This is a genomic window from Pseudomonas sp. NPDC087615 (assembly GCF_044743445.1).
GTDB lineage: Bacteria > Pseudomonadota > Gammaproteobacteria > Pseudomonadales > Pseudomonadaceae > Aquipseudomonas > Aquipseudomonas baetica_A.
This window is the reverse complement of record NZ_JBIUWM010000013.1, coordinates 52,767-77,567: the sequence shown is the minus strand read 5'-3', so window position 1 is coordinate 77,567 and position 24,801 is coordinate 52,767. Positions and strand designations below refer to the sequence as shown.

The window sequence follows — 24,801 nt, the reverse complement described above, 5'->3', positions numbered from 1 at the left end:
CAAAACAATAAAAACAAAACAGGGAAATCCACATGCAGAAAGCATCAGGCTGGCTACTCGCAGGCGTGCTTGGCACATCGGCGGCAACCTCTCAGGCCGCGACTCTGGAAGAGCGCATGGCCGCGTTTGAAGCCCGTGCCAGCGCAGCGGAACAGCGCGCAGCCGCAGCCGAACAGCAAACCCAAGCGCTCGCCAGGGAATTGCAGCAAATCAAACTCGCCACTCCCGCTTTGCAGCCCGCAGCGTCCACTGCCGCCGCCATTTCGACGCCTGCTTTGGATACCCGGCTGGCAAAACTCGAAGCCCGTCAGGAAAGCATTGAAAAAAAGGGCAGTGCTGGACACCTTACGGACGGGTTCAGCTTCAAAGGCTATGCCCGCTCCGGATTGCTGATTGACGAGGGGCTTGGTGGTGGCCGTGGCGGGCCTTATACAACGCCGGCCGGCTCAGTTGGTGGTGCTGTCGGGCGACTCGGCAACGAAGACGACACCTACATGCGTATAGACCTGTCGAAAGAAACCTATGCGCAGAACGGCACCCGCGCCAAATTCACGGTGTCCATCGCCGATGGTGTGGAAAGCTCCAATGACTGGACGGCCGACGAGAGCAACCTGAACGTGCGTCAGGTCTTTACCGAGCTCGATCATCTTGCCGCCTTCAAGGGCAACTCAGTGTTCGAGAACGCCACCTTGTGGGCAGGCAAACGATTCGACAGGGATAACTTCGATATCCATTGGCTGGACTCCGACGTGGTCTATCTGGCCGGTACCGGAGGTGGTATCTACGACGTGCAGATGAACAAGAACTGGCGCTCGAATTACTCTTTGATCGGGCGTAACTACGGGGATTTCAGTGAGGGCGGTGTCAATGCCGATGTGGAAAGCTACATCCTGACCTCCAACCAGTTCTTCGATAACGGTCAGTGGCAGTGGATGTTCAATGGCATTGGCTCAAAGAAAAACGACTTCGGCAATCGCAGCAATGAAGCGGGCCTGACGCCTGCGGATTCCGGCTTGCACAGCATGTTGGCCAACCATCAGAAAAACTTTTTCGGCCGGGAAGGCTTCTTCAAAACGGCGCTGCTCTATGGGCAAGGTCTGGGGGCAGAGGTCAAGAACATCGGTTCGGATGGCGAACTGATCGACGACGCCCGCGCTCTGCGGCTGGCGCTTTATGGTGAGACACCCATTGCTCCCGGCTGGCGTATCGGCCCCAGCTTGCTGGCCGAACAGAGCAAGGACAGATACGTCAAGGGTGACGACTACCGCTGGATGACCCTGAACGTGCGTTTGGCCAATGCAATCAACAGCAATTTCGAGATGGCCTACGAAATGAGCTGGCAAACCATGGACCTCGACCCCAAGGGCTACCTGCAGCGCAATGCGGTCGACGGTAACTTCTGGAAATTCACGGTCGCTCCGACCTTCAAGCCTGACGTTGGAGACCTTCTCACACGTCCTGAATTACGAGTGTTCGCAAGTTTCATGAACTGGTCTTCGGATCTGGACAGATACAGCTCCACAGACAACTTCGGCAAGACGGACTTCAATGCCGGAGGTGTTTGGCAATACGGGATACAAATGGAAACCTGGTTTTAATGTTCGAACGCACCGGCCAGCACGCCTTCAGCGCGCCGGCCGGCTGTTGTTGCAAACAGAGATGTCAGTTGCAGACATCTGCTTTGAGATCGGCCATGAAAGTTTCGCTAACTTCAACAGGCACTGTGGCATCGAAATGGAGAGACACCGAATATCGTCGTGGAACAGCAGTGGCGTTATTCAATCCGCAGGCTTGTCAAAGTAACGCCGTGCAAGGCGTCGATGCATTTAACCGCTTAGAACCAATAATGCAGGCCGAGCATTAATGACTGGGCGCTGTAGTCCGTGCGCACATCGCCTTGGGGCAGGCCCTGAATATCACCGAAGTGCGCATCGCGAGTCTTGAAGTATCGATAATCCAGGGACGTGGACCATTGATCGGTGAGCTCGAAACTTACCCCGGCTCCGAGTTGATAGGCCGATACGTTGTCGCGATGAGTATTGCCGAAATGGACGCCGCCGGCTTCCAGGCCACTGATTGACACGGTGCTGTAGCCCAGGCCGCCGCCAATGTAGGGAGTGAACCGACTGAAGGGCGCCGGGAGATTCAGGAAGTCATACCAGAGGTTGGCCATCAGGCTGGTGACTTCCTCTTTGCCTTTGCCCGGGATGCTCCCGCCGCCTTCGTAGACCCGGTTATTGAATTGGGTGAGAGTGTTTTTGCGGTAACTGAGCTCCACTTCGGGTCTGAGCCCGACGGGGAATCGCCAGCCCAATGCCAGTCCCGTGGCGTAGCCGGAGTTTAAGGGGTGATTGAACTGCATCTCGACAAAATCGAGGTTGTTCTGATTAAGGTTTTGCGGCGCAACCCAGTTCAGGCCGCCCATGACACTGATGTAGGGGCCGAGCGTGTCGGCGGAACTGGACGCTGGGCTGACAAAGCCCATGCCTATGACGCCCATCACGAGATACTGAGTGTTTTTTGGTAGGTTCATGCTCGGTCCGAAGTGTGCCGTTATCGATAAGTAGGCGAATCTTGCTCAGGCGTGAGCGTTCAACACGCCTGTTCCCGGTATTTTTTAGTGCTGTAAATGCGCGTCAGGTTTTTCGAACACGAGGTTGCTCATCGCTTTAGCTCGTTGTTCCGCCAGAGTGCGCAGGTTGGCCAGTGCGGTGGTCATGGCTGCCGTCAGCATTTTTCGTAACAGCCCGCGGTATAAAAAACTGAAGGGGCCGGAGATCTTCGCGCTGTGGGTGATCTGGGTTTCATGCGGGGAAAGTCTATGCATCCGGTGATCGAACTCGAGATCGATCCAAAGCAATCTTGCCGTGTTCCGATAGCTTTCATGCAGCCTCACCGCTTCCAGTTTCAGTGGCATGCTCAGGCCATTCTTGAGGACGCACTTGCCCCGCGTTCCAGGCTGGAACGGGCCATCGAGTTCACAATGTCTGACGTCGGTATCCCATAACGGCGCTTCTGAGAAGTTGCTCCAGATCTTCCAGATTTCAGAAGGCGGCGATTTGACTCGGACTTGCACATTTACATCGTTCACGGCGACACCTTTGTTGTGTGGGGGGGCTGTCACGCAGCCGGCGCGGATTGACTCAGCACTTGTGCGGTAATGCTCGCCTGACCGATTTTTTCGCCCCGGTTGAACAGGTCGATGTAGATACGGTTCGTTTTGAAGGGCTGATCCTGCGCGTCAAAACCGCCTTGCGGTGCCAACGACAGCGGGCTGTTCCTGGGGATTGGCCGATCGAGAGTGAAACTCAAGGCCAGCAGGTTCATCGGGGTATTGAGTGGGATTCGTAGATGGCTGTGGGCAATCTGCATGTAGCACTGACGGGCAACTTCGAGGAAATAGACCATCGAATAGTGCTCTGGGTCGCCCTCCTGGAAGATGTGCTCATCCGGCAGTTTGAGCGTGTCTACGCTCAATCCCTGGGCGATACCGCTTATGTCACTGACGATGATGTTTTCTTCCCTGGCCTTGTGCAGCAACGCCTTGTCGCGGCAGCGAACAGCCGTGAACTCGGCGGCGGGCGATGTTTCGAACGCCGAGTTGTAGGCCATGCCAAGGATGCATGTGCACATCAACTTTCCGGCCTGCATGACCTTGGCATTGAAGACCTGAGGGTCTTTGCCTTGTTCCAGATGAAGATCAATCGCACCCTGCTTCTGTACGTATTGCTGGAACTTGATACTCAGGTTTTTGACATAGGCCACTCGGCCGCTCAGTGGGGGCATGGCGAGTTCAATCAGTTGCAACACGCCTTCGAGCAATAAAATGCCGGGGATGTGATCAAGAGGATGGTCGAAGAAGTAAGGGTGCGCTTCATTCACCACGAGCTGGGCGTGCAGTGACTGAGGGCCACGCTGGACGTTGGCGATCACGATATTCTCCGGGCGACGTTGCCAGTGCGCGGGGCGCTGGGCTTCAGCGCCACGGTGCAGTGCGAAAAGGCCCTCCATGGCGCGAGTTCTGACACGTAGCCCTGAGAGCAGGGTGCTGGTCAGCAACTCGCTCAGTTCCAGCACGTCGACGCCGTCGTGTCGCGGCTCCCTGACCAGGCTGACAGGGCGTGCCGGCGAGATGACCTTCTGCAATTGCTGGGGCGCCGAGTGAGCGAAACGCAACGTGAAGGGATGCTTGACGGCAGCGGTGGGTTCGGCGGCGGTCGTGCGCCACTCCCGAAGTTTTTCAGTAAATAACCACATCACAGCCTTGCCGGCTTCGCGCACCTCGATCACCGTGTGTACCGAGGCACTCAACAGCACCGCCAACAGGGTTTCGATGCCACTGGCTTCAGCCAAAAAACCGGTCATTTCTTGCAGTGAACTGCTGGCATGCGTTGCATCAGGCTGCAGTTCGCAGACTTCAATGTTCTGGTATTGACTCAGCGCTTTGCCCTGCAGTTGGCAAGCCTCTTGCAGCGAGTTCGCGGCATGGGCCAAGACGGCTGCGCGGATCACCAGTAAAGGCTTGTCGATGGAGTCTGGTAGGTAGGGGCGCAGAGCAATCACCCCCACCCCTTCGCCTTGCAGTGTCGCTGAGTGCCGGGCGCGTTCGATCTCTATTTCGCCACTGATAAAACGCCCTGCACCGAGCAAGAGCGTCGTCACGCCTTCCTTGAACCATTGCTGCGATGCCAGCAAGGTTTGCCAGAACAAGCCAGGGGTACCGACCAGTGTTTGATGGAAACCTTTGAAGTCAAAAATTTTCGCCGGGTAGCCGGACAACATGTTCGGCAACATGGTTGCCACATCCGTCACCTCCACACCCGGTGGCATGCCTTGAGCCTGGGAATAGAACGTGTGGGCGCCGCTATACGCATTGCTGAAACGCTCCCCACCCATGTTGCAGCACATGACCATCGCCGTGTCGGGTGAGCCGGCCACGCCCGGCAGACGTTGCAGTAAATGATTGATGCGATCGGTGATCAACAGCTTGAACGGATCGACATGGGCCAGATGTTTGGGGCCCATGCCGAAACCGTCTATATCAATGACGCGATCCAGCGACAGGAATTTCCCCAGTAACGGCTGGCCCGCAGTGGCGGCGCAATCAACGAAGCGCCCATAAGGGAAACTGACTGACGGTGCTGCTGGCTGATCGAGTTGTTGCTTGAGCGCCTGCAATGAGAAGTGACTGCCGATCGCCGCTTCAGCCTCGACAATGGCAAGGTCCAGCATCAGCACGCCGGGGGCGACCCGGGGGACGGTAGGGCGGTTGTCGGGAATGTACTCATCCACCACCAGATGCGCATTGGCGCCGCCGAAACCAAAGCTGGATATGCCAACCCGAACCGCCGACTGACGATCGGCCAGGGGCTGTACCTGCGCTGTGGCCAACTTCAGGCAGGTCTCATCGACTTTTGCGCTGGGGCGGTAGTCGGGCTGAGGGGGAATACCTTTGTGACGCAATATCATCAGCGCCTTGGCGAGTGAAGCGCCTCCGGCGGCGGCCAATGGGTGACCAATCACGGATTTGATCGAACCGATCATTATCTTTTTGCCGTCCGCGCGATGAGGAGCGAAGAAGCTGTTCAACGAGTCCAGCTCTGTCGCATCACCCAGCGGTGTACCGGTGCCATGGGTCTCGATGTAGTCGACGTCGTTGGGGTCAAGACCGACATAGGCACGCTCGTAAGCCGTGCACTGAGCCTGTTTGCCTGGCGCAAATACCGAGCCTTCGGCGCCGTCGGCCGACAGTCCCAATGCGCGTAAAACACCCAGTGGGCGACGCTTCGCAATCAGGGCCTGCGAGACGGGCTCGACCAGAAAGGCGACCGCACATTCGCCCGGCACAATGCCGTCAGCGTCCTGGCCGAACGCCTGCATCTGGGCCCGGGAGGAAAAGGCAGTCAACTGCGAGAACCCCAGAAACAGCGCCGGCGGCAGCACGGTGTTCAGTGCCATGACAATCGCGTTATCTGCCTGTCCGCTGTTGACCAGCGCTTGAGCCATATCGATTGCATAGGGGAATGAACTGCAGGCGGTGTCTACTGATAACGCGGGGCCACCCAAGGCAAACGCCGCCGCCAGTTCAGCGACTTGTTCACCCGGCGTATAACCGCGTGGTGTATTGGCCGTTGCGCAGACGCCGGTGACGAAGTAACTCTCATCGCTCCAGGACGTCGCGACCACCAACGCTGTGCGCTCCTTGATCAATACCGAGCCTTGTGCGGCAAGCTGGGTGAGGAGTGTCTGGAGTACTTTCTTGCCGATGGCGACTTGCCGTCCTTCATGGCGTGAAGGGGTCGATGCGTCATCGGCCAGGCAAAAAGCACTGTCCAGATACGTACGATCCTTTTCCCCTTTCTTTGCTGAATAGATTGACGCCTTATCCAGCTCCCAGCGTGTCAGCATCGAATCGATGGGCGCTACCTGTCCCTGCGCGAGCAAGTGCCAAAGCGCATCCGTTGAGGGTGCCCCGGGAAACTCTCCAGCCATTGCACTGAAGCAAAAATCGTCCTCTGTCGTTACCGCACCACTCATACCCGTTCTCCTGGTTGTCAAAATGCTGGGTGATCTTTGCGATCACCCGGATTCCATTGCATTTTTTACAGCGGCTCAGCCCAGCCTTTTCAGCAACGACATGGCGTCTTGCGGCGTACGACGCGACATCAGCGCCTCGCCGGCGAATTCGCTGACAGGGCACTGTTGCGCCATTGATTGGCAGAGGGTTTCGCGGGCAAAACCGCTGAGCCCCAACTGCGCGAAAGGCGTCTCGATGTCGATCGACGTTGGCGCGTCGGGGATCAGGGGGGACAGGGCGTTTAAAAGCAGATTGCTTAGCGGCTCCTGGGGGGCTGTTGTGCTGGTTGGTTGCGTTTGGCTGGGTATGCCTGAGGTCGATTCGGGGGTGGCCAGGGCGGCTTTTATCAATGCGATTGTTTCCTGTGGACACTTGGCGTTGACCAACTCTGTGCTGTTGGCCTTGAGTGCCGGCCACAGAGCGACAACCGCTTCCTGGAAGTCCAGTTGCACCAGGGAATCCAGGCCCAGGCTTTCATAGCTTTGCTTCTGGTCGATCTGGTCAGCGGTAAAACCGGTGATATTCGCCAATTGCTCAAGTACCCATGTTTCGATATTCACGACAGGCGCCTGGGGGTTGGCTTCAAGTCGTGCCAGCAGGACGGTAGGCGAGGGCGCATCAAAGAGCGATGAAGTGAGTTCTTTCTTTTCCGGAAAGTGCTGAGCCAGGGATTCGAAAATATCGACCAGCCCCAGGGAGTCGATGCCCAAACTCTCGAAACTTTGATCGAAGTTGATTTGTTCCTTCTTGAATCCAGTAACCGAACTTATTTCGGCGCGCAACCATTGCGCGTAGCTGAGCGCAGGCGTTTGGTCGGCAACGGGTGCCGATGCCAGCACTACCGGGTTCGAGTGGACGGGCTCCAGGACGGGCAGGCTTCTATTGACGGGGGTTTCAACCCCATTGGCATAAACACCTTCCAGGACTTGTTGATGAGCGTTGAAGTAATGCGCAGTGACCGTTTCGGCCTGCTCTAGCAAACGCATCAATATGGATTCTTTTTCGATATTGGAATCGCAAAGCGAATCAATGATTTTTTCTGAAAGAGAGAAATAGCTATGCGCTATTTTTCCATTGGACACGATGAATTCCTGCACAACATCGTTGAGTTGGGCGCGCATGAGGTTCTCCTAACCAAAGTCGGTATATGTTTTCTATCAACAAGAAATCAAAAGTCATGGCCCAGGGTTGGGCCCTGTGTCACTCAATGAAGCAAACAGGCAGTAGCCATATAGAGACTTAAAGTTGGAGTTCCACTGCGTCGATCTCGGAAGATGTTGTTTTTCTGGCCCCTTTGAGCAGCCCGGATCTTACGTTCAGATAAGTGAAGAGCGTGATTGCATCAGCCCCCTGGAAAGCGATGTAGCCGTCAGGACGAATCAGCATCAATGTGCCTTCTTTGGCGTGGTAGCGCTTGTGCAGCCGCCAATCGGGGTCCAACAGCGTTGAGTGCCAGAAAGGCAGCTCGGAGCTACCCAATGCATCAATGACGCAATAAGCCTTGATGCCTGGGTAATCCTTCTCCACCGACTCGGCCAGCGAGTAATAGCCCGGTAGCAAGGGGGAAAACTGATCGGCTGCGCTGAAAATCAGCAGCGTGAAGGTTCCCTGGAACAGGTCGATCAAGCGTTTTGGCGGCAAACCTTGCCGTTGCCACAACTCGACATCGGGAGCCAGTTGACCTGCGCGAGGTGCAGTCGTCTGGAATTCGGGTTTCTTCCCTTTTTTGTCCCAATTCATGCGCTGCTTTTTCGTCAGCGATTCTTGAATGTAGTCACTTTTGCCGTAGTGGTACTGATGACCGGAAATCATCGTGGGCAACGTGCGCTGAACCTTGCGCCTGTTGCTCAGCAGTGGCAGAACATTGTCGCGCAGCCAAACGAGGGCGCGATGCCTGAGGGTTATCAATGCGGTCAGTCGGTGTGCCGTGTTCTCGACTTCCAGGGCAACCGGGTAGCGTTCTTCGTTGTAGCTTTCCAGCAGTGATTGATCCGCCAGGCCCTGATCGACATAGGCCATTTTCCACGCCAGGTTGTAAGCCTCGGAAACACCCAGGTTCATCCATTGCCCGCCGATCGGGCTGCCGATATGAGCCGAATCGCCCACCAGAAACACAGAGCCTTGTTGCAGCGACTGCACGCGACGATGTTGAAAAGAGGCGATGGTAGTCGATGAAATATTGGACAGCGTCATCTTTTGCCCGCGTCCTTCGCACAACCGCTGAAAGTTCTCCAGGCTCAAGGATGGGCGCTCACCTTCTGGCGGCAGGTCGTAGGGCATCTCGATGAACAGCCGATAACGTGATGGCGCGCTGATCGGTGCGACCGCCACATAACCGTCCTGCGCACCGAGGAAGAAAGCCCCTTCGTCCTTGCTACCAGACCACTCGATATCGGCATCGGCCAGCATGAAGAATCGGTCGTAGGACGATCCTTCGAAGGGCATCTCAAGACGTTTTCTAATGTTGCTGCGAGCACCGTCGCACGCGACCACCCACCGACTGCTGAAGGATTCGTCGTCACCGTCCGCATGATGAAGCGTCATTCGCACGGAACCCGGCTGGTTTTCTATATCGACCAGTTCGGTATTCCACTCGACCTCCACCCCCAACTTCTTAAGGCGCTCAAGCAGAATCTTTTCTGTTTGCGGCTGTGGCAGGCTGAGAAGCAGGGGATAGGTTGTATCCAGGTAGGAGAAGTTGTAGTTCAGTACCCGTTTGGCGTTCGACTGCACCGAAAACTGGTTGATCGTGAACCCGTCGCTGATGGCCTGATCGGCAACACCCAGATCGCGAAAAATTTCCAGGGTTCTGGAGTGAATGGCCATTGCCTTGGTGGCGGTGGAGGGGCCGGCATTCTTTTCAATAATGCGAAAAGTGACGCCCCACTTCTTCAGCATGATTGCCAGGGACAGCCCTATAGGGCCAGCACCGACGATCATGACGGTCGGGTTTCTACCGAGGCCCAGGTGCTTGGGTGCCAACGTGCTCAGAGTGTTCATCTGTTAGTACCAGTTTCTATAGAAGGGAGAGTTGGCAATGCCGAGCAGGGCATCGTCACCTGATGAATCTCCGTAGGCATAAATGTAAAAATCATCAAGGTTGCTCAAACAGCCTTTGAGCCGTGTGACTTTTTCTCTCTCAACACAGTTGGTACCTGATATCCCGCCAGTGAGTTTGTTCTTCGCCGTCGCCAGGCGGGTGCCACATACATAGTCAAAACCTGCTGCCTGCCCCCAGGGAATCAGATAGTTCTCCGGCGAGTTACTGACCAGCGCCGTGACATGGCCCATGGACTGATGCCATTGCAGCCGGCGCAAGGCTTCGGGCCTGAGCCAGAGCGGTAGCTGTTCGCTAATGAAATACTTGGCATGTTCGCGCTCTTGCTCAACTGACAGGCCGCCCAGGTAGCAGGCAATGAACGCCAGGCGCGCCTGCATCAACGGTGTGATGCCAAGGATCACACTGAGCATTTTGGGCAGCAGGGGAACGATCCTTAGCCAGAACGACTGGGTTCCCACGATAAAACGCATGTAGCGCCAGAACGTATGTCTGTCGGTCAGTGTGCCGTCAAAGTCGAAAACGGCCAGTACCGGTTGTGTGCTATTCGCTGGCATGGATCTCTTCCTTGAGAGAGACAATCTCGATGGTTCTAGGCAGTTTGAAGCTTGAGAGGTAGCGCGAGAGCAGGGTGGAGATAGCGTTCTGGGTCAGGTCACCGCTCCCTTCAACGCACAGGTGCAATACGTTGACCTCCTTGTTGTCAGGGACGATGTAAGCTTTCGCGCGCACCACGCAAGGATGCTTCAGGGCAATGGATTCGATTTCGGTCAGGTCGACCATTTGCGCTTTGATCTTCGAGATTCGCAGGCGTTGGCAATAGAAGAACACATGCCCATCATCGTCCCGCCAGACCAGATCCCCCGTGTGCAGCCAGCCTTCACGAAAGAACCGGGCATTGGCTTGCGCGGCATCGTTGTATCCGTCAATCACCATCGGGCCGCGTATCAACAGTTCGCCGATACGCCCCGTTGCGACGTCTTGACCCTGAGCATCGACGACCCGCAGTTCTACGTTGCGAATCGGCTGGCCCATGGCGCCACGATGGACCTTGTCGATCGAGCTCTGGACTATCACCGGCATGCTCTCGGTCAATCCATAGCCTTGCAGCACCGGATTGCACCCCAGCAGCCTTCCCAGTTTGTCGGCTTCGTCGGCGGGTAGATGGCTGCCACCTGAATAAATCATCAGTTTTGGGTGCATCGGCAATAGCGCGCCTTTGCGTTTGGCCAGTCGCGTATTGAAGTAGCGAATGACGTCAGGCACCAGGCAGGCAAAAGTGACCTGATGCTGGGACAAGACTTGCGCCAGATCCCTATTGAGCAGGGTGTTGGTCATTAGCAGGGTGGCGCCCACGCTCAATGGAAAGACCATCATCACGGACAGTCCGAAGATGGCATACAGCGGCAGCGTCACTAGATGAACGGATCCGACCCCTTGAAGATGAAAATGCTCATGCAGTCCATCGCTCGATTGCGTCAGGTCAAGGTAGCGGTGAGAAACCGCCAGAGGTTTACCGGTGCCCCTATACGTGAACTGTACCGAGACGATCGGATTGCCTTCGGGCAATAACAAAGGTTCGGTCTGTCGAGGAAGCTGTGATTCGGCCGTTGCGTTGTCGGGCAGGGGAGAGGATGGCTCGCTTGCGGTGTTCAACACCAAGGAGTGATGAACGCCATAGGCAGGCTGAAATGTCTCGCTATGTTGCTTGAATAGCGTTTCGGTCGTCACGACCAGCGTCGGTCGGGCAATACTGATGACGCTGCTCATTTCGAATGGCGTCAGTTTGTAGTTGAGGATAACCGGAGTCGCCCCGCGCCCGATGATCGCCAGGTAGTAAGCGATGAACTCCACCCCATTGGGTAGAACAACCGCCACTTTATCACCTGGTAATACACCTAGATTTTTGAGTGCGCCGTTGCACTCTTCAGCCTTTATTCGCAACCCACGGTAAGTGACAGTCTCTTCTTCCGCGTCCAGGTTCCTGATAGCAACGTGGTCCGGGAAAGATTCTGAAAAACCGACGAAACGATGCAGAAAACCTTCTTTATATGAAAGGCTTTTCATTTACCAACCTCTCTCAATCCTTGAAGTAATGGTTAGACAAAAAAAGTAATACAGAGGCAGGCTATAGATAAAGTGTTTCAGTTATGCATTTGTGTAGTTGTTTTTTCGATACCAGTCCAGGGTGTCGGTCAGTGTTTCACTTATGGGGCGAAACTTGCATTCCAACTCTTTCAGGCTTTTGTTATGGCTGAAATGAGTGCGCCCTTGCTCTTGCTCCATGAGTTTTACGGTGGAAGTGCTGATGAGCACCGGTTTTTTCGTCACTCGGTAATAACCTTCATACATCAAGGCAATTATTCGCAGCATGAACAGTGGGATTTTTCGTTCCGGCGCTTTTACGCCACTGACACTGGAGAGTGCCTGGAAAATGCTTTTCATGTTCATATGATTGCCGGCTGCCAGATAACGTTCTCCGGATCGGCCGCGTGTGATGGCCGCGAGTTGATGTTCCGCCACATCCCGGGCGTCGACTACGGAAAAACTGCCAGGCAGCACACCAGGCAATTTCATTCCGACAAAATCGAGCAGGAACTGTCCTGATGAGGTCGGGCCGATATCCCCGGGGCCAAACATCCAGCCCGGTAATACCATCGCGATAAACATGTCCGGGTGTTGTAACAAGAACGCCTGGACTTTTTGCTCGGACAGTATTTTGCTCAAGTAGTAATCATCAGCTTCCGATTCACTGCGAGACATCGTCTCATCGATCACTTCATCTTTGTTGCCCTTCAATACGGCAATGGATGAAGTATGGACTGCACGACGAATGCCGGCGGCGTAGGCGGCTTGCAATAATTGCTCGGTCCCGGTGACGTTGGTGTCATACAGTTTCTGCCAGTGTTTTCCACCTTTATAACTGTCGCGGAAGTAGGCCGCGGTATGAAACAAGGCATCACAGCCTTGTAGGGCATGGCTGAAGGCGTCGACATTGAGCATATCGCCTTCGACCAATTCGACAGGCAGACTGCCGAACTGCTTCCTGGCTTTCTCTACGGAACGAACCAGCGCTTTTACTTTGATGTTTCGCTTTAAAAGCGCATGAACCAAATTATTACCGAGCAGGCCAGTAGCGCCTGTAACAAAGGCATATTCCATTAAAATCCAGCTCCTGTGGGGTAACCTGCTGCTGCATTGAGATTGATGTCACGGGTCTCGATGCTCTGATCAGGTGTTGGCTGAACCAACGGCGCAAGTAAAAACCATTCGGTATCTGAAAATCAAGCGGTATTTCGTTTTGATTATAAGGTGGGAGGTCGTTGAGGCGGATTTAAATATAATAAAATCAGTACCTTATAGGTTTATTGACAGTGGATATTTCACCTGATTGGGGAGAATTAAGGTCATTGAAAGAAATTTTTTGCCGCTCGCCGCGTTCCTTTGGGGTGAGCCACAAGACAACCTTGATGATTCGATTGGGTGGGCCACGCGTCAGGCTGGATACCGAAGTGCCTGAGCGTGCTGCAGTTGCCACCTCTCTATGAGTTGCTAGCGCTTGCACTGTTGGGGCTGCATGTCGATGCAGTGCATCTCGCCGCCTCCGCTTCCATGCATGGCATTTACAGGGCACATTTTAAAAGCTTAAATGTAAATTGATTAAGGTGCTCTGGTATAAGGTATAGTCGTTAAATTCGTATTTTCAGTGAACAGCAAGTTCATTACATTTAGTTACAAATGGTTTTTTGTTTGGCCAGAGGAGCCGAAGGTGTGATTAAGAAGAGAATGGGTCGTGAAGAAAGCCAGCAAGTAACGAGGGATAAGTTGTTCGATACCGCCACTGATCTGATGGTTAGGAAAGGCTTTCATGCCGCGAGTGTCAATGCTATATCTGAGGAGGCCGGCTTTTCAAAGGGGGCTTTTTTTTCAAACTTTACAAGCAAGTCAGACTTGCTTCTGCAATTAACCCAGAGGTTCAAGCGGGTTGAGATCGATCGGTTGGGTGTCACATTGGCTGCTGGATATTCATCAGAAGAATTGGTGCATGGATTAAATTCTTACATCGATACGCTTAAAAATAATGCCAGTTGTGCCATTTTGGATGCGGAGTTACAACTGATTGCTTTGCGCGATGAGGAATTTTCAGCGCATTACTACGCTCTGCATCAGGAGAATAGTGAGGCGTTGGGCAAGTTGATCGCGATTATATTCGGTCATGCCGGCAAGAAGCCTCCGTTGGAGTGCGCCAATCTTGCAAAGACGTTCACCGCTCTGTCGGAAGGGTTGATACTGCAAGGTCATAAAGATCCAGCTTCAGAAATAAAATTGGTATTGAACTCGCTTATCCAGACTGCAGAGCCCTTGTAGGATATTTGCCAGTCTCATGCGTATACATTATTTACATGTCCGAGGCTCAGATCTCGGGCAGGTATGAGTGTTTTTTTCTGTGCTTCGATAACGTTCAGTTGCTATTTTTGCAAACTGGCAAGCCCTGTCGATGGTGCTGGTACGTTGCCGTTTTATAGTTTAAATGTGTGCTGGAACGTTCCGCGAAAAAGCCATGAAAGTCTCGAGCCAGGTGCGGGTCATATTCTGAATGTTCATCTCTTTCGGCCCTTTCAATTATTAAATCAGCACTTCATAGGTCATGCCGCTAATCAAGTGGTGTATCCATTAATCGCCAGGTATCAGGAATCTGAATGAATATGGTGAGCGGGTGATTGAGTCCGTGAAGCCTGCCAACGGGGTAGCCTTTAAAGCAGGCCTCATGTTTTATAGAGTGAAGGGCTCATCGAGTGAAACGCTAATGAATAGCAAGGATTTAAGCGCTGAATTTGCGGGTCGAAATTTAATCGCATGCAAAATCAGAATGAACGCCTACTTGTACAAATTTCTTCCTTGAACATGTCTCGTGCGCGGTGACCGCGTGGAAGCGGATCGGCATGTTAAAGACTTAGAAAAGAAATATTTGTCGCGCCTTCCAATCCCACAATATGGGATTGATATTTATATATTGAGATTTTCCTGCGCCAAGGTTTATAGTCCATCGCACTCACTGCCAAAAACAAAACAGGTGAAGCGATGCTGGCGCAATTGATCGCGCTCGATTGGGGGACGACCTCATTACGTGCTTACAAACTCGCGGCGGGCGGTGTGGTGCTGGAGCAGCGCTCGCTGTCGTCCGGGATCATGCAACTGCCGAAGACTCCGCGAGTCATCAACGGGCGCGAATGTGCCGATGGTTTTGAACTGGCCTTCGATGAGGCGTGTGGCGACTGGCTCAATGCGCAGCCGGATCTGCCGGTGATCGCTTGCGGTATGGTCGGTAGCGCGCAGGGCTGGCGCGAAGCGGCCTACTGCGAGACGCCGGCGAACGTCGCCAATCTCGGAAAATCCCTACAAACAGTTGTCAGTCTTCGCGGCACGCGAGTGCATATCGTGCCAGGCGTGATTCAGCGTTCGCGTCTGCCGAATGTGATGCGCGGCGAAGAGACGCAAGTTCTCGGCATTCTGCAAAATCTGCCGGTCGAGGCGGGCGATGAGTTGTTGATCGGCCTGCCGGGCAGTCACTCGAAATGGGTGGAGGTGGTCGATGGCTGCATCACGCATTTCGACACCTTCATGACCGGCGAAGTATTCGCTGTGCTCAGTGATCACAGCATCCTCGGCCGTACCCAACAGCAAGGTGCGGCGTTCGATGGTCAGGCGTTTGACCGGGGCATACAGGTTGCGCTGTCGGCGGACGGTGAACTCGGCGTGCTCTCGACGTTGTTTAGCGCCCGTACCTTGGGGCTGACCGGTGAACTGAGCCCGACGGCCCAAGCGGATTATCTGTCTGGCCTGATGATCGGTCATGAGTTGGCGGCGCTCGCCTCAGTGCAACGGCGTCGCCGCAACAACCCGAATCTTCCTTCGATCATCCTCATCGGCAACGCGCCACTCTGCGTGCGCTATAGCCGCGCTCTCGATGCCTGCGGTTTCGCTAAGGTCACGCTGGCCGAACAGGCCACCGAGCGTGGTTTGTGGCAATTGGCGCTGGCCGCCGGACTGATTGATTCCCCATCCCGTTAACCCTGACTGGAGGCCTGACATGCTCAAGCAAGCATTGGCACAAAACGGTCTGATCGCGATCCTGCGTGGCCTGCATCCGCAGGAAGCCGCCGCTGTCGGAGAAGTCCTGTATGCAGCCGGATTTCGCGTCATTGAAGTACCGCTTAATTCCCCGTCACCGTACGAAAGTATTCGCATCCTGCGCAGGACCTTGCCCGCCGATTGCCTGATTGGTGCCGGTACGGTGTTGACGCCGGAACAGGTCAACTTGGTGAAAGAGGCGGGCGGCCAGGTGATCGTCATGCCGCACAGCGATGCCAAGGTACTGCGTGCAGCGAAAGCGGCGGGGCTGTACCTGTCGCCGGGTGTGGCCACACCGACCGAAGCGTTCGCGGCGCTGGAGGAGGGGGCGGACATACTCAAGCTGTTTCCGGCCGAGCAGATGGGCCCTGCGGTCGTCAAAGCCTGGCTGGCGGTGTTGCCGGCGGGCACGGTGCTGGCACCGGTCGGGGGCATCACCCCGGACAACATGCAGGCGTTTATCGACGCCGGAGTGAAAGGCTTCGGCCTCGGTTCCGGGTTGTTCAAACCGGGCATGACGCCGGAGCAAGTGGCGGTCAATGCCACGGGCTACGTCACTGCCTGGAAGGCCCTTCGCTAAGAACTCTGGCGCATCCAACAAGAGAGACAAAAAGATGAAAATCACCAAACTCACCACCTTCATCGTCCCGCCGCGCTGGTGTTTCCTCAAGGTCGAAACCGACGAAGGCGTGACCGGTTGGGGCGAGCCTGTGGTTGAAGGTCGCGCACACACCGTGGCGGCCGCCGTAGAAGAATTGTCCGACTACCTGATCGGCAAAGACCCACGCAACATCGAAGACATCTGGACAGTGCTGTATCGCGGCGGCTTTTACCGTGGCGGCGCGATCCACATGAGTGCACTGGCCGGCATCGACCAGGCCCTGTGGGATATCAAGGGCAAGGCCCTCGGCGTGTCGGTCAGCGATTTGCTCGGCGGCCAGGTGCGCGACAAGATCCGTGTGTATTCGTGGATCGGTGGCGACCGTCCGGCCGATACAGCACGCGCCGCGAAAGAGGCCGTCAGTCGTGGGTTTACCGCGGTAAAAATGAACGGCACCGAAGAGCTGCAATTTCTCGATACCTTTGAAAAAGTCGACCTCGCGTTGGCCAACGTCGCCGCCGTGCGTGATGCGGTCGGGCCGAACGTCGGCATCGGTGTCGACTTCCATGGCCGGGTACACAAGCCCATGGCCAAGGTGCTGATGAAGGAACTCGATCCGTACAAACTGATGTTTATCGAGGAGCCTGTGCTCAGCGAAAACTACGAAGCGTTGAAAGAACTGGCGCCGCTGACCAGCACGCCGATTGCCCTCGGTGAGCGACTGTTCTCGCGGTGGGATTTTAAACGGGTGTTGAGCGAAGGTTACGTCGACATCATCCAGCCGGATGCTTCCCACGCGGGCGGCATCACTGAAACCCGCAAGATCGCCAACATGGCCGAAGCCTACGACGTGGCATTGGCGCTGCATTGCCCGTTGGGGCCGATTGCGCTGGCGGCGTGTTTGCAACTGGACGCGGTTTGTTACAACGCGTTTATCCAGGAGCAGAGCCTGGGCATCCATTACAACGAGAGCAACGATTTGCTCGATTACGTGAAAGATCCGCGGGTATTCGATTACGACAAAGGCTTCGTGAAGATCCCGAACGGGCCGGGCTTGGGGATCGAGATCAACGAGGAATACGTGATCGAGCGTGCGGCCGTCGGCCACCGCTGGCGTAACCCGATCTGGCGCCATGCCGATGGCAGTTTTGCCGAGTGGTGAGTCACCGACATCACTGATGTCCCCCTGTGGGAGAGGGCTTGCAGTCGATATTGCTGCAGATGACACATCCCATTCGCGAGCAAGCCCGCTCCCACCATTTAGATCTCCATGGATGGGGTATCTGCATTCAACGACCTCAATAAACATAACAAGAGGCACCCCCATGCAACCGCAAACCCTCACCGGGCAGGCGTCTTTAGTCGCGCCTAGCCGTAAGCGATTTTTCATCATGGTGTTGCTGTTCATCACCGTGGTGATCAACTACCTCGACCGCAGCAACCTGTCGATTGCCGCGCCGGCGCTGACCACTGAGCTGGGCATCGACCCGATTCACGTCGGCCTGATTTTCTCCGCGTTCGGCTGGACCTACGCCGCCATGCAGATCCCCGGCGGCTGGCTGGTGGATCGGGTGCCGCCGCGCATCCTGTACAGCGTCGCGCTGCTGCTGTGGTCGGTGGCCACGGTGATGCTTGGCTTCGCCGCCAGTTTCATTGCGCTGTTCGTCCTGCGCATGGCGGTCGGCGCGCTGGAGGCGCCGGCCTATCCGATCAATAGCCGCGTGGTCACCACCTGGTTTCCTGAGCGCGAGCGCGCCACGGCGATTGGTTTCTATACCTCCGGTCAGTTCGTTGGGTTGGCCTTTCTTACCCCGGTCCTGGCCTGGCTGCAACACGAGTTCGGCTGGCACATGGTGTTCGTCGCGACCGGTGCAGTGGGCATCATCTGGGCGGCGATCTGGTACGCGGTGTATCGCGAACCTCGCGACTTCAAAGGCGTCAATGAGGCAGAAATCGATCTGATTCGTGAGGGCGGCGGGTTGGTGGATATCCAGTCCGAGACTGCCAAGGTCAAAGCCAAATTCAGTTGGACAGATCTAGGCATCGTTCTCAGCCAGCGCAAGTTGTGGGGCATCTACCTCGGTCAGTTCTGCCTGAACTCGACGCTGTGGTTCTTCCTGACGTGGTTCCCGACTTATCTGGTGAAATATCGCGGCATGGACTTCATCAAGTCCGGCCTGTTGGCGTCGCTGCCGTTTCTCGCGGCGTTCATTGGCGTGCTGTGTTCAGGGTTCTTTTCCGATTTCCTGATTCGTCGCGGTTACACCGTAGGGTTTGCGCGCAAGTTGCCGATCATCGGCGGGTTGTTGATTTCCACTTCGATCATCGGTGCCAACTTCGTTGAATCGACGCCGCTGGTGATTGCCTTCCTGGCGCTGGCGTTTTTTGGCAACGGCCTGGCATCAATCACCTGGTCGCTGGTGTCGACCCTCGCGCCGGCGCGGCTGCTCGGCCTCACCGGTGGGGTGTTCAATTTCATCGGCAACCTGTCAGCGATTGCCACGCCGATCGTGATCGGGTTCCTCGCCAGTGGCGACTCGTTTGCCCCGGCGATCACCTATATCGCGGTTCTCGCGTTGATCGGCGCTTTGTCCTACGTGCTGCTGGTGGGCAAGGTCGAACGTATCAAGTTGTAGTGGTCAGCATCGGGCGACCATAATGCCGCCCGTTCCCTCGCTCAACGGTAAAGGCTGGATATGCAGGAAGACGCCCCGGAAAAAACCAAGGACGCCGCGCCCACCGGCACGCAAACGCTGCTGCGCGGCTTGGGTGTGGTGCAGGCTGTGGCCAGTGGCGCCCGCGATCTCAAGGAGATCGCGCGGCTGATCGGTACGACGCGCAGCACCACCCATCGACTGGCCAGTTGTCTGGTCGACGAGCGTTATCTGCGCGTGGTGCCGCAGGTCGGGTATTTGCTCGGGCCGAAGCTGATTGAGCTGGGGTTTCAGGCGCGCGAAGAGTTGCCGCTGGTGAGTCTGGCCGGGACGTATCTGGACGAGTTGTCGGCGCTGACGGGGGATACCGTTCACCTGGGGATTCGTGAAGGCGATGAAGTGCTGTATCTGCTGAAGAATCCGGGGCGCAATGGCCCGGAAATGCGTTCGCGGGTCGGCCATCGAATGCCGTTGGCGCGCACCGGGATCGGTAAGGCCTTGATGCTCGATGATTCGCCGCAGGATTGGCAGCGCCTGTACGACATCAGCCTGCCGGCGGGTGGGAAAAGTCAGTTCTGGCCGCAGCATCCCCAGCAATCGTGGGAACAGCTTGAGCAGCGAATGGCCGAATACGTCGCCGGTGGCTACGCGTTCGATCTGGAAGACAACGAACCGTCGATCCGTTGCGTGGCGGCGCCGATCCGCGATGCAAGCAAACGTATCGTCGCGGCAATCAGCATTGCCAGCACCGTGCCGTACATGCCGTTGGAAAAAATGGCCGAGCTGATTCCCCTGATCAAAGGGGTCACAGCCCGGTTGTCGGCAGAGCTTGGGCTTAAGATTTAAACTTTGAGCGTTGCCATGTCGATCACGAAACGGTATTTCACGTCACCAGCGATCATCCGGGCGTAGGCCTCGTTGATCTGGCGGATGTCGAGCATTTCGATGTCGCAGGTGATGTTGTGCTCGGCGCAGAAATCCAGCACTTCCTGGGTTTCGGCGACGCCGCCGATCAAGGAACCGGCCAGTACGCGACGACCCAATACCAGTTTGGCGGCGTGTACCGGTGGATCAACGGGCTCGATCAGACCGACCAGAATGTGTACGCCATCAAAACGCAAGGTGTCGAGGTACGGGTTCAGGTCGTGTTGCACCGGAATGGTGTCGAGCAGGAAGTCGAAGTAACCGGCGGCGGCTTTCATCTGCTCGGCGTCGGTGGAGACGATCACATGATCGGCGCCCTGACGACGGCCTTCTTCAGCCTTGCTCGCCGAACGGGTGAACAAGGTCACTTCAGCGCCCATGGCTTTGGCGAACTTGATGCCCATGTGGCCCAAGCCGCCCATGCCGAGAATCCCGACCTTGTCGCCAGCCTTGACGCCGTAGTGCTTGAGCGGCGAGTACGTGGTGATGCCGGCGCATAGGATCGGTGCGGCGCTGGCCAATGCCAGTTTTTCCGGAATGCGGACCACGAAGTGTTCGCTGACGACGATGCTGTCCGAATAACCGCCCATGGTGTTGCTGCCGTCGACCCGATCCGGGGTGGCGTAAGTCATGGTCGGGCCTTCGAGGCAGTATTGCTCAAGGTTCGATTGGCAGGCTTCGCAGGTGCGACAGGAGTCGACCATGCAGCCAACGCCGACCAGGTCGCCCACTTTATGCTTGGTGACATTCGTACCGATGGCGGTGACTTTTCCGACGATCTCGTGGCCGGGCATCAACGGGTAAACAGCAATGCCCCATTCGTTGCGTGCCTGGTGAATGTCGGAGTGGCAGACGCCGCAGTAAAGGATTTCGATGGCGACATCGTCGGCCCGTGGGCTGCGACGTTCGAACTTCATCGGGGCGAGGGGGGTGGTGGCCGATTGGGCCGCATAGCCGATGGCGGTGTACATGTGGAACCTCGCAAAAGCAGTGACAGGTGAGGCGGCGCATTTTGGGCGCCGTCCGCCGGTCCGGCCATGACGATTCCTCCGGGTCTCATGCCTAATCCTCCGGCATGCAGGTTTGATCGGTCGCATAGGCAAAAGGATCTGCGATGATGCTTTCATCCCTTTTTCCATGAATTTTGTGAAGACACTTTCGATGCAATTGACCCGTCACCTTGATGCCAATGCCAGGCTGGTTTCGCTGATTGAACCGCTGGCACTGCGCGACGGTTATTCCCAGACCGGGCTGCCGGGCGTGCGGGTGTTGCGCGCCAGTTGCGACGTCGCCCGTGGCCCGCACATTTATGAGCCGAGCCTGATGATCATCGCCCAGGGCAGCAAACTGGCGTTCCTTGGGCCTCGGACAATGGAATACGGTGCGGGGCATTATTTGATTCAGGCGCTGCCGGTGCCTTTTGAATGTGAAACCTTTGCCTTGCCGGATGCGCCGTTGCTAGGGGTGTCGGTGGCGATTGATCGGGTGTTGCTTGGCGAGTTGGTGCTGGCGATGGGACTCGCGCCGGGGCGGCATATTCCGGCGCAGACGCCAGAGTCGATGACTTCGGTGGTGCTCGACGATGGTATGCGCGGTTGTGTCGAACGGCTGCTGAGCTGTCTGCACGATCCGCTGGAATGCCAGATTCTCGGGCCGGCACGGGTGCGTGAATTGTTGTTCGTCGCATTGCGCGGGCCGCAGGCCGATGTGTTGCGGGCGTTGGTCGAGCAGCAGGGGCAGTTTGCGAGGGTGGCGGCGTCGATCAGCCATCTGCATGCGCATTACACGGAGCCGTTGAATGTCGAGACGCTGGCCAGTTGCGCGAACATGAGCGTTTCGACGTTTCACGAACACTTCAAACGCAGCACGTTGTTGTCGCCGGTGCAGTATCTCAAGCGCTTGCGGTTGCTCAAGGCGCAGACGTTGCTGGTGGCTGAAGGCTTGGGTGTGGCGCAGGTCGCGCATCGGGTGGGGTATCAGAGTACTTCGCAGTTCAGTCGCGAGTACAAACGTTACTTCGAGCGCAACCCCGGCGACGAGCGCTCAGCCTGAGTTGCCACAGTCCCTGTGGGAGCGCGCTTGCTCGCGAATGCGGTGTGTCAGTTGACAGATAGGTTGCCTGGCACGACGCCTTCGCGAGCAAGCCCCACATGGGTTTCGTGGTGATGCAAATATTGCGGGTAACAAAAAGGCCCCCATTTCGGGAGCCTCGATGTTCAGCGGTTCGGCTTACATATTCGGGTAAGTCGGGCCGCCAGCGCCTTCCGGCGTGACCCAGGTGATGTTTTGCGCAGGGTCCTTGATGTCACAGGTCTTGCAGTGCACGCAGTTCTGGGCGTTGATCTGGAAGCGTTTCTCGCCGTCTTCCTTGGTGATCACTTCGTATACGCCGGCCGGGCAGTAGCGCTGCGCCGGTTCGTCGTACAACGGCAGGTTTTTGCTGATCGGGATGCTCGGGTCGGTCAGCTTCAGGTGGCACGGCTGTTCTTCTTCGTGGTTGGTACCGGAGATGAACACCGAACTGAGTTTGTCGAAGCTGAGTTTGCCGTCGGGTTTCGGGTAGTCGATCTTCTTGCAGTCGGCGGCGAGCTTGAGGCAGGCGTAGTCCGGCTTGGTGTCGTGCAGAGTAAACGGCAGTTTGCCGCCGAAGATGTTCTGATCCAGCCAGTTGAAACCACCGCCGACAATGGCGCCGAACTTGTGAATCGCCGGGCCGAAGTTACGGCTGGCGAACAGTTCGTCGTACAGCCAGCTCTTCTTGAACGCGTCGACGTAAGTGGTCAGCTCTTCGGTGCCATCCTTCTCGGCGAACAGCGCGTCGGCCACCGATTCGGCGGCGAGCATGCCGGACTTCATCGCGGTGTGGCTGCCCTTGATCTTGGCGAAGTTCAGGGTGCCGAGGTCGCAGCCGATCAGCGCGCCGCCCTTGAAGACCATTTTCGGCAGCGAATTCAAGCCGCCCTTGCAAATGGCGCGAGCGCCGTAGCTGATGCGCTTGCCGCCTTCCAGGTACTGAGCCAGCACCGGGTGATGCTTGAGACGCTGGAACTCGTCGAACGGCGACAGGTAGGTGTTGCTGTAGGACAGGTCGACGATCAGACCGACTACAACCTGGTTGTTTTCCAGGTGATAAAGGAACGAGCCGCCGGTGTTCTCGGTGCCCATGATGTCCAGCGGCCAACCAGCGGTGTGTACCACCAGGCCTGGCTGATGTTTGGCCGGATCGATTTCCCAGATTTCTTTGAGGCCGATGCCGTAGTGCTGGGCGTCAGCATCGCTGTCAAGGTTGTAGCGTTTGATCAGTTGCTTGCCGATGTGGCCACGGCAACCTTCGGCGAACAGCGTGTATTTGCCACGCAGCTCCATACCCGGGGTGTACAGGCCTTCTTTCGGATTGCCTTCGCGGTCAACGCCCAGATCACCGGTGATGATCCCGCGGACCACGCCTTGCTCGTCGATCAGCGCTTCCTGAGCCGCGAAGCCCGGGTAGATTTCCACGCCCAGGTTCTCGGCCTGCTGAGCCAGCCAACGGCACAGGTTGCCGAGGGAAATAATATAGTTGCCTTCGTTGTGCATGGTCTTGGGCACAAAGAAGTCGGGGATTTTTTGCGCGCTTTCGGCGTTTTTCAGCACGAAAATGTCATCGCGGGTAACCGGCGTGTGCAGCGGGGCGCCGAGTTCTTTCCAGTCCGGGAACAATTCGTTCAGAGCGCGGGGTTCGAATACGGCACCGGAAAGGATGTGTGCGCCGACTTCAGAGCCTTTTTCGACCACGCAGACGCTGATTTCCTTACCGGCTTCGGCGGCCTTCTGCTTCAGACGGCAGGCGGCGGACAGGCCAGCGGGGCCGGCACCGACGATGACCACGTCGAATTCCATGTATTCGCGTTCCACAGGCTATCTCCTACTCAAGGCTCAACAGTTTTTTTTCTAATTTGGAGGTTCGATGTCGCATCCGCTATTGCCTTTACGTTAACGTCAAAGGGAATATTGGAAAACCCACCTTTCTCTCTAGGGGGCGCATTATATCTACACCACTCCGAGCGTCCAATACAAACGTTTGTTTGAATTGGCTCCAGCCCAGAGAAATCAAAGAAGCGCGGCTTATGAGTGACCATTTTGCCGTATTGACCGGAATAGGCGTTCCGGTCAATATACGGGCGGTTTTGCGCTCGCCGTAGGCAGACTGGCGGTTTCAAGAGCACCTCTAAAGACAGGGCGTAGGCAATACAAGGTGATGCGCAGCGCAGGTCTGGCGCGCAGTTTACACAGCGTGAAGATCAATGACTTATCGGTCACCACTGACGAACGGTCATCGCACTCCACTTCGTGAAATCACCCCGACACAAGCCGGCGTTTTTAGAGGTGCCCTTTTAGCCCGATGAGCATCAACCGCCAGGTTCGCCTAGGCGACTTTCTTTTCACCGGAGAGTAACGAGGAATCCATGAAGGTTCTTGTAGCTGTCAAACGCGTTGTGGATTACAACGTCAAGGTTCGCGTCAAGGCGGACAATTCCGGCGTAGACCTCGCCAACGTCAAGATGTCGATGAACCCGTTCTGCGAAATCGCAGTGGAAGAAGCCGTACGCCTGAAAGAGAAAGGTGTTGCGACTGAAATCGTCGTCGTCTCCATCGGCCCGACCACCGCTCAAGAGCAACTGCGCACTGCGTTGGCTCTGGGTGCTGACCGTGCCATCCTCGTCGAATCCGCTGAAGATCTGACCTCCCTCGCCGTGGCCAAGCTGCTCAAGGCCGTGGTTGACAAGGAACAGCCTCAACTGGTGATCCTGGGCAAACAGGCCATCGACAGCGACAACAACCAGACCGGCCAGATGCTCGCGGCACTGAGCGGCTA

The 24,801-nt window shown here is 56.3% G+C and carries 18 protein-coding genes and 2 pseudogenes; 10 read left to right on the top strand and 10 right to left on the bottom strand.

Annotated elements, in window-relative coordinates; all coding sequences use genetic code 11:
- The first annotated feature begins 32 nt into the window (after positions 1–32).
- Together ACIOU6_RS09060 and ACIOU6_RS09055 are read left to right on the top strand one after the other, a co-directional pair.
- Positions 33–1,598 carry a carbohydrate porin gene (locus ACIOU6_RS09060; protein WP_401135548.1) on the top strand — a complete coding sequence of 522 codons (1,566 nt, stop codon included), beginning with the start codon at positions 33–35 and terminating at the stop codon, positions 1,596–1,598.
- Between the two features lie 13 nt (positions 1,599–1,611).
- Positions 1,612–1,864, top strand: a pseudogene (locus ACIOU6_RS09055) (hypothetical protein); the annotation flags it as partial.
- Here ACIOU6_RS09055 and ACIOU6_RS09050 read toward each other — a convergent pair.
- From ACIOU6_RS09050 to ACIOU6_RS09015, 8 genes are all read right to left on the bottom strand, one after another.
- Entirely contained in the window at positions 1,835–2,533 is a 699-nt protein-coding gene (locus tag ACIOU6_RS09050; RefSeq protein WP_401135545.1) for an outer membrane protein, read from the bottom strand. The pseudogene ACIOU6_RS09055 and the gene ACIOU6_RS09050 sit on opposite strands and share 30 nt — an antisense overlap.
- An 84-nt stretch (positions 2,534–2,617) precedes the next feature.
- Entirely contained in the window at positions 2,618–3,091 is a 474-nt protein-coding gene (locus ACIOU6_RS09045) for an SRPBCC family protein (protein WP_401135542.1), read from the bottom strand.
- Between the two features lie 29 nt (positions 3,092–3,120).
- Positions 3,121–6,537 (bottom strand): beta-ketoacyl synthase N-terminal-like domain-containing protein, encoded by a 3,417-nt coding sequence (locus ACIOU6_RS09040; protein WP_401135540.1) that lies wholly within the window; start codon positions 6,535–6,537, stop codon positions 3,121–3,123.
- Between the two features lie 75 nt (positions 6,538–6,612).
- A complete protein-coding gene (locus tag ACIOU6_RS09035) occupies positions 6,613–7,698 on the bottom strand; it encodes an acyl carrier protein (protein ID WP_401135538.1) in 1,086 nt (361 codons plus the stop codon).
- A gap of 118 nt (positions 7,699–7,816) precedes the next feature.
- Positions 7,817–9,517 (bottom strand): FAD-dependent monooxygenase, encoded by a 1,701-nt coding sequence (locus ACIOU6_RS09030; RefSeq protein WP_401135535.1) that lies wholly within the window; start codon positions 9,515–9,517, stop codon positions 7,817–7,819.
- 63 nt (positions 9,518–9,580) lie between these two features.
- Positions 9,581–10,192, bottom strand: a complete 612-nt coding sequence (locus tag ACIOU6_RS09025) for an HAD-IB family hydrolase (protein ID WP_339431104.1) — start codon at positions 10,190–10,192, stop codon at positions 9,581–9,583.
- Complete coding sequence (locus ACIOU6_RS09020) at positions 10,179–11,702, bottom strand: class I adenylate-forming enzyme family protein (RefSeq protein WP_401135532.1); 1,524 nt, start codon at positions 11,700–11,702, stop codon at positions 10,179–10,181. Before ACIOU6_RS09020 ends, ACIOU6_RS09025 begins: the two co-directional genes overlap by 14 nt.
- Positions 11,703–11,783: 81 nt before the next feature.
- Positions 11,784–12,797 (bottom strand): SDR family oxidoreductase, encoded by a 1,014-nt coding sequence (locus ACIOU6_RS09015; RefSeq protein WP_401135530.1) that lies wholly within the window; start codon positions 12,795–12,797, stop codon positions 11,784–11,786.
- A gap of 609 nt (positions 12,798–13,406) precedes the next feature.
- On the opposite strand from ACIOU6_RS09015, the gene ACIOU6_RS09010 reads away from it, so the two are divergent.
- The 6 genes from ACIOU6_RS09010 (at position 13,407) to ACIOU6_RS08985 (ending at position 19,868) form a co-directional block, all read left to right on the top strand.
- The gene (locus ACIOU6_RS09010; protein WP_221729306.1) at positions 13,407–14,003 is read left to right on the top strand and encodes a TetR/AcrR family transcriptional regulator; all 597 of its coding nucleotides are present in this window, start codon (positions 13,407–13,409) and stop codon (positions 14,001–14,003) included.
- 714 nt (positions 14,004–14,717) lie between these two features.
- The gene (locus tag ACIOU6_RS09005) at positions 14,718–15,707 is read left to right on the top strand and encodes a 2-dehydro-3-deoxygalactonokinase (protein ID WP_401135527.1); all 990 of its coding nucleotides are present in this window, start codon (positions 14,718–14,720) and stop codon (positions 15,705–15,707) included.
- A 19-nt stretch (positions 15,708–15,726) separates the two neighbouring features.
- Positions 15,727–16,347 (top strand): 2-dehydro-3-deoxy-6-phosphogalactonate aldolase, encoded by a 621-nt coding sequence (locus ACIOU6_RS09000; RefSeq protein WP_401135525.1) that lies wholly within the window; start codon positions 15,727–15,729, stop codon positions 16,345–16,347.
- A gap of 34 nt (positions 16,348–16,381) precedes the next feature.
- The gene (gene dgoD / locus ACIOU6_RS08995; RefSeq protein WP_008085519.1) at positions 16,382–17,530 is read left to right on the top strand and encodes a galactonate dehydratase; all 1,149 of its coding nucleotides are present in this window, start codon (positions 16,382–16,384) and stop codon (positions 17,528–17,530) included.
- A 163-nt stretch (positions 17,531–17,693) separates the two neighbouring features.
- Positions 17,694–19,004: an MFS transporter gene (locus tag ACIOU6_RS08990; RefSeq protein ID WP_401135523.1), complete on the top strand. Its 1,311-nt coding sequence runs from the start codon at positions 17,694–17,696 to the stop codon at positions 19,002–19,004.
- 60 nt (positions 19,005–19,064) lie between these two features.
- Positions 19,065–19,868: an IclR family transcriptional regulator gene (locus ACIOU6_RS08985; RefSeq protein ID WP_221729302.1), complete on the top strand. Its 804-nt coding sequence runs from the start codon at positions 19,065–19,067 to the stop codon at positions 19,866–19,868.
- Here the strand turns inward: ACIOU6_RS08985 and ACIOU6_RS08980 are convergent.
- A complete protein-coding gene (locus ACIOU6_RS08980; protein WP_221729301.1) occupies positions 19,865–20,917 on the bottom strand; it encodes an NAD(P)-dependent alcohol dehydrogenase in 1,053 nt (350 codons plus the stop codon). The two genes, ACIOU6_RS08985 and ACIOU6_RS08980, sit on opposite strands and share 4 nt — an antisense overlap.
- Before the next feature lie 190 nt (positions 20,918–21,107).
- On the opposite strand from ACIOU6_RS08980, the gene ACIOU6_RS08975 reads away from it, so the two are divergent.
- Complete coding sequence (locus tag ACIOU6_RS08975) at positions 21,108–21,998, top strand: AraC family transcriptional regulator N-terminal domain-containing protein (RefSeq protein ID WP_401135520.1); 891 nt, start codon at positions 21,108–21,110, stop codon at positions 21,996–21,998.
- 177 nt (positions 21,999–22,175) lie between these two features.
- Here ACIOU6_RS08975 and ACIOU6_RS08970 read toward each other — a convergent pair whose 3' ends face one another.
- Entirely contained in the window at positions 22,176–23,840 is a 1,665-nt protein-coding gene (locus tag ACIOU6_RS08970; protein ID WP_401135518.1) for an electron transfer flavoprotein-ubiquinone oxidoreductase, read from the bottom strand.
- A gap of 551 nt (positions 23,841–24,391) precedes the next feature.
- On the opposite strand from ACIOU6_RS08970, the pseudogene ACIOU6_RS08965 reads away from it, so the two are divergent.
- Positions 24,392–24,801, top strand: a pseudogene (locus ACIOU6_RS08965) (electron transfer flavoprotein subunit beta/FixA family protein); the annotation flags it as partial.